Genomic DNA, 12,244 nt, shown 5'->3' with positions numbered 1-12,244 from the left:
CTGCTTCAGCGCTCGAGCTTGGGGATGGTGGTTTCGGCCGCCCTTTCACGTGAAAGTGCGGCGTCGCGCAGCTCTTCGATGCGCTCGACGAGGGCGGCCACCGTGGAGGATTCGAACAGCGTCTTCATGGCCAGCCGGGCGCCGGTGGTCTTGCGGACCTGGGCGATGAGCTGGATGGCGACCAGGGAATTGCCGCCGAGGGCGAAGAAGTCGTCGTGGACGCCGATACGCTCGACCCCGAGCACCTCGGCCCACTGCCTCGCGATCTCGGCTTCGAGGTCGGTCCGCGGCGCGACGTAGTCGTCCTGGGACTGCGGCTGGACGACCTCCGCGACCTCTTCGGTTTCTTCGAGGGCTTCGGCGGTGACCCGGCGGGCGAACAGGTCGCGCACCGGGCGCGTGCTGATCACCACTTGGCCGCCCAGCCCCGGCGTCAACGCCCGGAGGAACGCCTCGGCGCCGTCGACCGGCCGGATGCCACTGGAGTCCACAGTGGACCGGGAAGCGGGCGCCGTGAGCCCGCCGCTGACCGCGCCCTCGTCGACCTGGCGGAGCACGAAGTCCTCGATCTCGACGAGGACGCGGCCGTCGTCGGCGCACAGCGTCAGGTCCGCGGCGATGACCTGGTCACCGCCGGAGTCGCGGTAGCGCAGGTGGCTGTGGAAGCTCGCCGGGAGCGCGTCGTGCACGACCACCCGGCCGTAGCTCATCGGCAGGTACGTGCCGCTCCCCCGGCCGCGGCCGAACGCGGTCGCGACGTCGAGCAGCGCCGGGTGCAGCCCCCAGCCGGGGTCGAAGACCGGCGCGACGAGCGACGCCAGCTCCTCGTGCGTGCCGACGTGGTGGGTGCGCAGCGCCGCCCACCGCGGGCCGAAGGTGACCATGCTGGTCCGGCCGGTGCCGAAGGCGTTGCCGTCGTCGAGCACGCTCGTCCTGGCCCGCACCGCGTCGAGGTCCACAGTGGACGCCGCGGGTGCCGGGACCCAGCCCGCCGAGCCGCGGACGTGCGTCTTCGTCACCCCGCCGGCGCGGCTGGTCACGGCGAACCCGTCACCGTCGAAGCCGACCCGGTACTCCGCGACCGTGCCTTCCGGCACCGAGAACGGCTCCAGGAAAGCGACATCGCGCAACTCGACGACGTGGCCGTCACCCGGCTTCGGCAGCGCCGCCTCGACGGCCGCCCGCACGGTCTCCAGGTGCCCGGTGCCCGGGACGACCGGGACGCCGGCGATGCGGTGCTCGTCGAGCAGCCAGTGCGCGGCCGCCGAGACCAGGCCGTGGCAGTCCTCGCCGGTGCGCGTGGTGAGCACCGGGTGCGCGATCGGGCCGTCCGCCTTCGTGCGGGTGGAGCGGATCGTGGTCGGCGCGGCCACTTCGGCGGCCATGCCGACCTCGTCCCAGCCACCCCAGTTGTGCGAGACGACCCGCGCCCGCCAGCCGTGGTCGCCGCGGGCGTAGGCGTCGAGGAAGTTGTTGGCCGCGCAGTAGTCGACCTGCCCGAAGTCGCCGGAGACCGCCGTGACCGACGAGCAGAGCGCGACGAAGTCCATCGGCAGGTCGGCGAACGCCGAGGCCAGCGCCAGCGTCCCGCCGATCTTCGGGGCCAGCACGGCTTCCGCGGCCGCCCGCTCCTTTACCTCCGCCACCCCGCCGCCGGGGAGCCCGGCCGCGTGCACGATGCCGTCGAGCCCGCCGAACTCCCGTTCGGCCAGCTCCCGGACCTCCCGCAGCCGCGCCGGGTCGGTGACGTCGGCGGCGACGACGTGCACCACCGAACCGGCCGCCTCCATCCGCCGGATCGCCCGGATCGCGCGCGCGGTCCGGTCGGTTCCGTCGCGGGTGTCCCACTCCTCGCGCGGCGGCAGTCCGGTGCGGGTCAGCAGGATCAGCTTCGCCCGGACGCGCAGGGCGAAGTCCTCGGCGAGGGTGACGCCGATGCCGCCGGTACCGCCGGTGATCAGGTACCGGCCGCCCTCGCGCAGCACCGGCGCCGCTTCGGGCACGGTGACCTGCGTGTGCTCCAGGACCCAGCGCCGGCCCCGCCGCAGGGCGACCTCGGCGTCGGCCGGGCGGAACAGCTCGGCGACGACCTCCTCAGTCACGGCCTCGACGTCGATCCGCCGCACGACCGTGCCGGGGACCTCCAGCGGCAGCACCCGCGCGATGCCCGCGAGGGTCGCGTGCTCGGGCCGGGTCAGGTCGGTGCCGGTGACGTCGGCGGTGCCGGTGCTCAGCACGTCGAGCCGCACCGGCTCGCCCCAGGCCTGGACCAGGTTGAGGACGCTGAAGAACCCGCGCTCCTGGGCGGCCATCCCGGTTTCGCCGCCGCCGAGGGCCCACGCGTGGACCACTCGCTCCGGCCGCTCGCCGAGGGCGGTGACCAGCTCGTCGTAGTCCGCCCGCACGCCCGGCCGCAGGGTGAACCCCGTCGAGGTGACGGCGAACTCGGCACCGGGCCGGACCTCGGTGACCACGACCCCGGCATCCCGCAGGAGACCGGGCAGGACGTCGTCGTCCACGAACGCGAGGCAGGACGCGAACGGCTCCCGCCGCAGGTCCGGACCGGCCTGGCGCCAGGACGGGACCGCGAACCACTCGTCGAGGGGCAGCGGTCCGCTCGGCTCCGCCGGCTGGACGACCGTCCCCTTCGGATCCGGGTCGACCCAGTACCGCTTGCGTGCGTAGGGATAGCCGGGCAGCGGGACGCGGTACCCGGACGTCGTGGGCTCGACGGGCACCCCGTGTGTCCACAGCAGACCGGCCGCGGCGTACAGGGTTTCGACGTCGCCCTCGCGGTCGGTGCGGCCGGGCAGGCTCGGCTGCGGTGCGGGCAGGCCCTTCGGCACCTGGCCGCGGGCGAGCCCGGCCAGCTGGTGGCCAGGGCCGCATTCGACGAGCGCCCACCGCTCGCCGCCGCCGACCAGCGTCCGCACGCAGTCGCCGAACCGGACCGCCTGGCGCAGGTGCGCCGCCCAGTACGCCGGATCCGTGGCCTGCTCGGCGGTGATCCAGCCACCGGTCAGGTTCGACAGGAACGGCAGCGACGGCGCCGACCGCGGCACGGCGGCCACGGCTTCGGTGAACTCGGCCAGGATCGGGTCCATCATCGGCGAGTGGAACGCGTGCGAGGTCACCAGTTCCCGGCACTGCACGTCACTCGACTTCAGCAGCGACGCGAAGTCCGCGACGGCGGCGGACGGCCCGGCGACGACGCACGTCCCCGGCCCGTTGACCCCGGCGATGGACAGCCCGTCCGGCAGCCGCTTCGCGACCGATTCTTCGTCGAGCTGGACGGCGAGCATCGCGCCGGCGGGCATCGACTGCATCAGCTCGCCGCGCCGCACGACCAGCCGCATCGCGTCGGCGAGGGTGAACACCCCGGCCACGGTCGCGGCGACGTACTCCCCGACCGAGTGCCCGAGCATCGCGCCCGGCCGCACACCCCAGCTGAGCCACAGCCGGGCCAGCGCGTACTCGACGGCGAACAGGGCGGGCTGGGTGTACCGCGTCTCGCGCAGTTCGGCGTCCCCGCCGCGGCCGAGGACCAGTTCCTTCAGGCCGGGCAGGCCGGAAAGCTCGCAGCACTCGTCGAACGCGGTCGCGAAGACGGGCTCGCTGCGGTACAGCTCGGCGCCCATCCCGGCGTACTGCGAACCCTGCCCGGAGAACAGGAACGCCACCTTGAGTTCGCCGGCCTGGCCGGTGGCGAGCCGACGGGGATCGCGCAGCCCGTCGACCGCGTCTTCGACGTCGCGCGCGACGACCACCGCGCGGTGCGGGTACTCGGTCCGACCCGCGGCGAGGGTGTGCGCGACGTCGGCGAGGTCGAGGTCGACGTCCCCGGCCAGCCGGTCGGCGAGCCGCTCGACGGCGGTGGCCAGGGTTTCCGGTGTCTTCGCCGACACCCGCAGCAGGTGGGCCGGGTGCGGGCGGCGGTGCCGCCGCGGCGCGGGCGCTTCCTCCAGCACGACGTGCGCGTTGGTGCCGCCGACGCCGAAGGAGCTGACCCCCGCCCGGCGCGGGGTGTCCGCGGCCTCCCACTTGGTCACGGTGGTGGCCGGGTGGAAGGGGCTGTTCGGGAAGTCGATGCCCGGGTTGGGTTCTTCGTAGTTGATGGTCGGCGGGATCAGCCCGTGCTCCATCGCGAGCACGGTCTTGATCAGCGCCACGACGCCGGCCGCCTGGGACAGGTGGCCGATGTTCGACTTCACCGAGCCGATCGCGCACCAGCCGGTGTCCGGCACGCCGTGGCCGTACACAGTGGACAGCGAGGTGATCTCGATCGGGTCGCCCAGCGCGGTTCCGGTGCCGTGCGCCTCGACGTAGCCGATCGTGCGCGGGTCCACCCCGGCCATGCCGACCGCCTGCGCGATGGCCTCGGTCTGCCCGGCGACGCTCGGCGCGGAGAAGCCGACCTTGGTGGCGCCGTCGTTGTTGATCGCGTTGCCGAGCACGACCGCGCGGATGTGGTCGCCGTCCTCCAGCGCCTGGGACAGCCGCTTGACCAGGACCACGCCGACGCCGCTGCTCCACACCGTGCCGTTGGCGCCGGCGTCGAACGCGCGCACGTGCCCGTCCGGGGAGGTGAAGCCGTCGACGCCCATGTACCCGATGCCGTGCGGCATCTCCAGGTTCACCCCGCCGGCCAGCGCGAGGTCGCACTCGCCGTTGCGCAGGGCCTCGCACGCCAGGTGCACCGCGACCAGCGACGTCGAGCACGCCGTGTGGATCGCGAGGCTCGGGCCGCGCAGGTTCAGCTTGTAGGACACCGACGTCGTCAGGTAGCTGGGCTGGTTGCCGGTGGACATCCCGATGCCGCCGTGCTGCGAGGCCATCACGCGCTCGTTGCGCAGCAGGTTTTCGATCAGGTAGCCGGTCCGCCCGGTGCCGCCGTAGACGCCGATCGCGCCGCCGTAGCGGGCCGGGTCGTAGCCGCCGTCGGTCAGCGCCGAGTGGCACGCTTCGAGGAAGACCCGGTGCTGCGGGTCGGTGATCTCGGCTTCGCGGCTGGTCATGCCGAACAGGTCGGCGTCGAACTCGTCGAAGCCCTCGACCACCGTGGTCGCGTTGACCCAGCTGGGATCGTCCAAAGTGGCCGGATCGGCACCGCGGGCGAGCAGTTCCTCGCGGGTGGCGGGCTTGATGGACTCGACCCCGTCGACGAGGTTGCGCCAGAACTGCCGGAGATCGCCGGCGCCGGGGACCCGGGCGGCCATCCCGACGATGGCGATGGGTTCGGCACCCGGTTCGAGGTCGTTCGTCACTGCGGTCGCTCCTGTTCGTGGCCGGTCGTGCCGGCACTGCGGCGGGGTCTTCTGGACGGGGTGCGCCCCCGGCGGGCGGCGACCCGCTCGGCGGCCCTGGCGAGTTCCGGGCTGGGCGCGGCCCCCGCGTGGAGGTGGGTGGCGAGGGCGCGGACGGTGGGGTGGGTGAAGAGGTCGACCATCGGGATCCGGCGGCCGAGCCGGGCGGTGACCTCGGCGTGCACCTTCGCGAGGGCGAGCGAATGCCCGCCGACGTCGAAGAAGTTGTCGGTCACCCGGACGGCGTCGAGGCCGAGCACCTCCCGCCAGGTCGCGGCGATCAGGGCTTCGGTCGCCGCCAGCGCGGCCGGGTCGACGGCGGGCGCGGGCTCGGCCTTCGGCGGCGCGGCCGCTTCCGGCGCGGGCGTCCGGACGGCCGCGCGCGGCAGCTCCGGCGCGCATGTCCCGGCCGGCTGGTCCGGCTCGGCGACCAGCGCCGCGAGCAGCGCCGTGAAGTCCTGAGCCAGCGCGGACATCCGGGCCGCGTCGAACAGGTCCGGGTTGTAGAGCAGCTCGACGCCGTGCTCGAGGACGTAGACGGTCAGGTCGAACGGCGAACCCGGCTTCTCGACCGGAAGCCACGTCCCCCGCACGCCGGGCAGGTCGAGCCGGGGCTCGGTGAAGCCGAGGACGTTGACCATCACCTGCACCAGCGGCGCCCGCGACGGGTCGCGGGGCACGCCGAGCGCGCCCACGAGCCGGTCGATCGGGGCCGCCGGGTGCGCGGTCGCGGCCAGCAGCTCGGCGCCGCTGTCGCGGGCGAGGGTGGTGAAGTCCGCGTCCCCGCCGCGCAGCCGCACCGGGACGATGTCCACGAAGAACCCGGCGACGTCCTGGGTTTCGGCCAGCTGCCGGTCCGCGACGACGGTGGCGACCAGGTGGTCGTCCCCGCCGGTCAGCCGGTGCAGCAGCTGCCCGAACGCGGCCAGCACGACACCCGCGCGGGTGGTCCCGGTGCGGGCGGCCAGCGCGCCGGCGGCTTCGGCGACGCCGTCCGGGAACGCCTCGTGGTGCGTCGCGCCGCGGTAGGTCTGCACGGGCGGGCGCGGCCGGTCGCGCGGGAGGTCCACTGTGGACGGCGCGCCCGCGAGGTGCTCGGTCCACCAGGCGAGGTCGACGGCTTCACGGCGACGGTCTCGGTCCGCGCGCCAGACCGCGTAGTCCGCATAGGACACCGGCAGCGGCGGCAGCGTCTCGCCGCGGTAGGCCGCGGCCAGGTCGGCGCAGAGCAGTTCCTGCGACCAGCCGTCGAACACGGCGTGGTGCAGCGTGCACCCGAGCACGTGCTCGTCGGGCCCCAGCTCGTAGAGCCGTACGCGCCACGGCGGTTCGCGGTCGAGGCGGACGGGCGCGGCCGCGTCGGCGGCCAGGCGGGCACCCACTTCGGCTTCGGTCACCGGGAGCACCGGCAGCTCGACGTCGCCGGGCGGCAGGCACTCCGCCCGCGGGACACCGTCGACGGGCCGGATCCGCCAGCGCAGCACGTCGTGCCGCTCGGCCACCGCGCGCAAGGCCGCGCGCAGCGCGCCGACGTCGAGCGGTCCGGTCAGCCGGAAGGCCATCGCGATGTTGTACGGCGCCGCGTCCGGGGCGAGCTGGTCGAGGAACCACAGCCGCCGCTGCGGCGGGGACAGCGTGGGCGCGTGCCCGGTGGTCAGGCCCGGGCCGGTGAGCGGAGCGGCCGCGGCGACCCGCCGCGTCAGCTCGTCCAGGGTCCGTGCCGTGAAGACGTCTTCGACGGACACGTCGGCGGCCAGGTCCGCGCGCAACGCCGCGACCAGGCGCATCGCCGTGATCGAATCGCCGCCGGAGCGCAGGAAGTCGGGTCCGGCACCCGGGCCGAGCACCTTCCGCCACACCGCGGCGACCGGCGAACCGCCCAGGTCCTCGACCGGCTCGTCGCCGGCCAGGGCACGCAGCGCGGGCCGGTCGATCTTCCCGGTGACGGGGTTGACCGGCAGCACGTCCAGGCGGCGGAGCACGGCCGGGCGCATGGCTTCGGTGAGCCGCTCGCCCGCGTACGCGTGGATGTCCGCATCGGACGGTGCGGACGCGGGGCTCACGAACGCGACCAGCCGGGTGCCGCCCGGCCCGGGCACGGCTTCCACGGCGACGGCACCGACGTCCGGGTGGGCGCCCAGCGCGGCCTCGACCTCGCCGAGTTCGATCCGCTGCCCGCGGATCTTCACCTGCCGGTCGGCGCGGCCGGCGAATTCCAGCCTGCCGTCGGGGCGGAGCCGGGCCAGGTCGCCGGTGCGGTAGAGCCGCTCCCCCGGCGTGAACGGGTCCTCGACGAACTTCTTCGCGGTCAGCTCCGGGCTGCCGAGGTACCCCGCGGCGAGACCGGGACCGCCGATCAGCAGCTCCCCGACTTCGCCCGGCGGGACCGGCCGCAGCTCGTCGTCGACGACGTGGGCGCGGTGCTCCGGCGTCGGCGTCCCCAGCGGCAGCGGGTCGGCGGGCACGCCGGTCACCTCGTCGGTGACCACGACGACGGTGGTCTCGGTGGGGCCGTAGACGTGGAAGAACCGGCGGCCCGCCAGCCAGCGGGCGACCAGCTCGGCGGGCACCGGCTCGCCACCGCAGGCCACTGTCCGCCAGCCGGGCACGTCGGCCGGGTCCACAAGGGACAGCAGGGTCGGGGTGATGAAGCCCCAGTCGACGTCGTGCTCGACGATGAATCGCCGCAGCCGCTCGGGGTCCGCCCGGTCCGCCGTCCCGGCCAGCTGCACCGAGCCGCCGACCGACAGCGGCACGAAGACGTCCATCGTGAACGCGTCGAACCCGAGTGAGGAGATGCCGAGGGTCCGGGTGCCGGGGCCGACGCCGAGCCGGGCGGCGAACCCGGTGACGAACGCGACGATGTTGCGGTGGCTGGTGAGCACGCCCTTGGGCCGCCCGGTCGAGCCGGAGGTGTAGAGCACGTGCGCGGTGGTGTCCGGCGTGGCCGGGCAGTGGCCGGGCGCGGCGGGCGGCGGGACGTCGAGCCCCGCCACCGCACCGAATTCCGCGACGGCCGCGTCGCCGATCACGAGGGAAACCCCGGCGTCGGCGGCGATCGCGCTCAGCCGGGCGCGCGGCCCGCCGGGGTCGAGCGGGACGTAGCAGGCGCCGGACAGCAGGACCCCGAGCACGGTGCTGACGAGGGCGGGCGTCCGGTGCGCGCACACCCCGACGCGGGTCTCCGGGCCGGCCCCGCGCTCGCGCAGCACGGCGGCGACGCCCCAGGCCGCGGCGACGAGCTCAGCGTAGGTGAGCCGGGTGCCGCCCTGCCGCACCGCGAGCGCGTCCGGCGTCCTTTCCGCCTGCGCCAGGACGAGTCCGGCGACCGTCGTGTCCGGGTAGGACAGTGGCGGGCCGTGCGTGCCCGCGACGGGCAGCGTGTCGGTCACGAAGAACTCCCCAGTTCGGCCCGGCCGCGGTGGCGGCCGGGTGGTGGTGCGTGCGGTTCACGGGTGGTGTCCCGGAACCGGTGGGTCGATCCAGCACCGCACGCGCTGGAACGGGTATCCGGGCAGCGGCACGCGCCCCGGCTCGGCGCCGTCGTGGCGGGCGGTCCAGTCGACGTCGGCGCCGGCGGTCCAGCGCGAGGCCAGCTCCCGCGCGGCACCAGGCGGTCCGGCCACGCTGCTGCCTTCGGCCAGGAGGGCGCCGAGGCCTTCGACGGCTTCCTCGGCCGTCGAAGCGACCACCGCCGCGCGGCAGGCGAACTCGCGGCGGCCCACCGCGAGGGTGTACGCGGCGTCGGCAAGGTCCAGCGGGTCGGCGGCGAGCCGGTCCCGCAGCGCGGAAAGGGCCTGGCGCAGGGCTTCCGGGTCGCGCGCCGACACCGGCAGGACGTGCGGCCCCTCGGCCGTCACGCGCGAGCCCGGCGCCGGTGGTTCTTCGACGACGACGTGGACGTTGGTGCCGCCCAGCCCGAACGCGCTGACCCCGGCCACCCGGCGGGGCGCGTCGGGCCAGTCGGTGGCCTTGACCGGCACGAAGCACGGGCCACCGGCCAGGTCGACTTCCGGGTGCGGCGCGGTGAAGTGCAGGTTCGGCGGGATCACGCCGTGGCGCACCGCGAGCACGGCCTTGATCAGGCCGGCCACCCCGGCGGCGGCGTCGAGGTGCCCGATGTTCGTCTTGACCGAGCCGAGCGCGCACGTGCCGGGCGGGACGTCGCGGTACACCCGGTTGAGCGCGGCGACTTCGATGGCGTCGCCCAACGGCGTGCCGCTGCCGTGCGCCTCGATCAGCTTCACCTCGGCCGGGTCCACTTCGGCCACGGCCAGCGCCTCCGCGATCGCGGCCGCCTGGCCGGCCGGGCTCGGCACGGCGTACCCGGCCCGGTCGGCGCCGTCGTTGGTCATCGCCCAGCCGGGCAGCACGGCGTGGATGTGGTCGCGATCGGCGAGCGCGTCGGACAGCCGCCGCAGCACCACGACACCGGCGCCGGAGCCGAACCCGGCGCCGTCGGCCGCCGCGTCGAACGAGCGGCACCGGCCGTCCGCCGACGCGAGGCCACCCGCGCGGTACCGCGGCCACGTGACGCTGACCCCGCCGGCGATCGCCAGGTCGCAGCGGTATTCGGCGAGGCTCTGCGCGGCCAGGCCGACCGCGGCGAGCGAGCTGGAGCAGGCACTTTGGACGGCGACCGCGGGCCCGGTCAGCCCCAGCCGGTAGGCGACCTGGCCGGGCAGGTGGTCGGTGAGCTGGCGGCCGAGCAGCCGTCCCTCCCAGTCGTCGGGGTCGACGTCGCCGGTGACGGCCGGGTTCCCGAAGAGGTGGAACAGGAAGTACCGGTTGACCCCGGCGGAGGTGAACACCCCGACCGGGCCGTGCTCCCGCGCCGGGTCGCGGCCCGCGTCCTCCAGCGCCCGCCACGCGGTCTCCAGGAACAGGCGGTGCTGCGGGTCGGTGCGCGCCGCTTCCTCCGCGGTGAACCCGAAGAACCCGGCGTCGAAGTCTTCGACCCCGTCGAGGCGGCCGCCGGCCCGCACGTGCGCGGGGTCGGCGCGCAGGCCGGGCCCGATGCCGAGCGCGGCCAGTTCGTCGTCGGTGTAGTCGTGGACCGCGTCGGTGCCCGCGCAGAGGTTCCACCAGAACGCGTCCGCGTCGGGCGCGCCCGGGAACCGGCAGGCGAGCCCGACGACGGCGATCAGGTCGCTGCCCGGCTCGTCCTCCTCGGCTCCGGCAGGTGCGGCACGGGGACCGTCCTCAGTGGCCGGTTCCAGGTAGGCGGCCTGCGCCGCGACCGTCGGGTGCTCCAGCAGGGCGAGCAGCGGGACGTCCACGCCGGCCGCCGCGGCCAGCCGCTGCTGGACCCGGCCCAGCAGCAGCGAATGCCCGCCGACGTCGAAGAAGGCGTCGTCGAGGCCGAACCCGTCGTGCCCGAGCACGGCGGCCCAGATCCCGTGCACCCGCCGCTGCGCCGCGGTCATCGGCCCGGCCGCGACGGGCGCGGGCGGGCGGGGGTCCGGAAGCGCTTCCTCGTCGAGCTTCCCGGTGACCGTCAGCGGGAACGCCGGGACGGCGACGACCGCGGACGGCACCGAATGCCCGGGCAGCACGGCGGCCAGCGCGGCCCGCAGCGCCGTCACGTCCGGCTTCCCGGCCGGCACGACGTAGGCGAGCAGCTCGCCGTCCCGCACGATCGCGCGGGCTTCGGCGACCCCGGGCTGTTCGCCGAGACGGGCCTCGATCTCGGTCAGCTCGACGCGGAACCCGCGCACCTTCACCTGCCGGTCGAGGCGGCCGAGGCAGACGACGGTCCCGTCCGGCCGGAGCTCGCCGAGGTCGCCGGTGCGGTAGCTGCGGACGCCGCCGGCAGTGATGCCGAACGCCGGGCCCGGCTGGTCGAAGTAGCCGTCGACCAGGTATTCGCCGCTGACTTCGAGCTCGCCGCCGTCGAGCACGGTGAGCGTGTAGCCGGGCAGCGCGGTGCCGATCGGCAGCGGGCCGGTGGCTCCGGCGGGGACGTCGTCGGCCCTCAGCCGGTACTGCGCGGCGAAGGTCACCTCGGTCGCGCCGTACCCGTTGACGTACACGCAATCCGGGGCGAAGCGGCCGCGGCGGACGTCGGCGTACGTGGCCTGCTCGCCACCCAGCAGGACGGTCCGGACCGACGGCAGGTCGCCGTCGAGCGCGTCCAGGAGGTGGCGGTAGACCGTCGGCGTCGAGTGGTAGACGGTGACCCGGTGCCGCGCGAGTTCGCGCGCGGCGTGGGCGACGCCGTGGGCCCGGACGTCCACCGGCACGACGGCGGCGCCGGTCAGCAGCGCCGGGTAGAGGTCCGGGATCGCCGCGTCGAAGCCGAAGGAAGCCAGCAGGCTGAGCCGGTCGGCGGCGGTGATGCCGAGCGTCGCGATCTGGTTGTCCACCACGTGCAGCAGGTTGCGGTGGGTCTGCGCGACCGCTTTCGGCGTGCCGGTCGAGCCGGAGGTGAACAGCACGTAGGCCGGCGCGTCCGGGTCCGGGTCGGGCACCGGCAGCGGCGCGGTGTCCGGCCCGGTCGCGACGACCCGGGCGGAAGTGCTGCGGCACAACGCTTCCGCGAGGCCGGCGTGCTCGGGGATGGTGAGCACGGCCGACACCCGCGCCGCCGCGACCTGGTGGGCGAGCCGGTCCCGCGGGAACGTCGGGTCGAGCGGGACGTAGGTGCAGCCCGCGGCCAGGGTGCCGAGGATCGCGGCGATCGCGCCGGTCCCGTGCCCGGTCAGCAGGCCGACGAACTCCCCCGGCCGGACACCGGCGTCGAGCAGCCGGGCGGCGTGCCCGCCGGCCAGCCCGGCCAGCCGCGCGTAGCTCACCGCCGAGCCGTGCTCGACGACCGCGATCCGGTCGGGCGACTGCCCCGCGATTCCCGCGAAACGTCTGATGCAGCCGTCTTGCGTCATCGCTCGGTGTCGGCCCCCGACGGCGAATGGGCGCGCGGAAACCACGGCGGTGACGTCGAC

At 75.2% G+C, this 12,244-nt stretch carries 3 protein-coding genes; all 3 read right to left on the bottom strand.

What is annotated here, in order from left to right; genetic code table 11:
- Nucleotides 1–5: 5 nt before the first annotated feature.
- The 3 genes from EIY87_RS44955 to EIY87_RS44945 are packed head-to-tail and all read right to left on the bottom strand — an operon-like array spanning nucleotide 6 to nucleotide 12,184.
- Nucleotides 6–5,264 carry a type I polyketide synthase gene (locus EIY87_RS44955; protein WP_125316201.1) on the bottom strand — a complete coding sequence of 1,753 codons (5,259 nt, stop codon included), beginning with the start codon at nucleotides 5,262–5,264 and terminating at the stop codon, nucleotides 6–8.
- Nucleotides 5,261–8,695, bottom strand: a complete 3,435-nt coding sequence (locus EIY87_RS44950) for a non-ribosomal peptide synthetase (protein ID WP_125316200.1) — start codon at nucleotides 8,693–8,695, stop codon at nucleotides 5,261–5,263. The genes EIY87_RS44955 and EIY87_RS44950 overlap by 4 nt, the downstream gene beginning before the upstream one ends.
- 57 nt (nucleotides 8,696–8,752) lie before the next feature.
- The gene (locus EIY87_RS44945) at nucleotides 8,753–12,184 is read right to left on the bottom strand and encodes a beta-ketoacyl synthase N-terminal-like domain-containing protein (RefSeq protein ID WP_125316199.1); all 3,432 of its coding nucleotides are present in this window, start codon (nucleotides 12,182–12,184) and stop codon (nucleotides 8,753–8,755) included.
- Between the last annotated feature and the right edge of the window lie 60 nt (nucleotides 12,185–12,244).

Source organism: Amycolatopsis eburnea, assembly GCF_003937945.1.
GTDB lineage: Bacteria > Actinomycetota > Actinomycetes > Mycobacteriales > Pseudonocardiaceae > Amycolatopsis > Amycolatopsis eburnea.
Note: the sequence above shows the minus strand (reverse complement) of the source record. Positions and strands in the feature narration are given on the sequence as shown.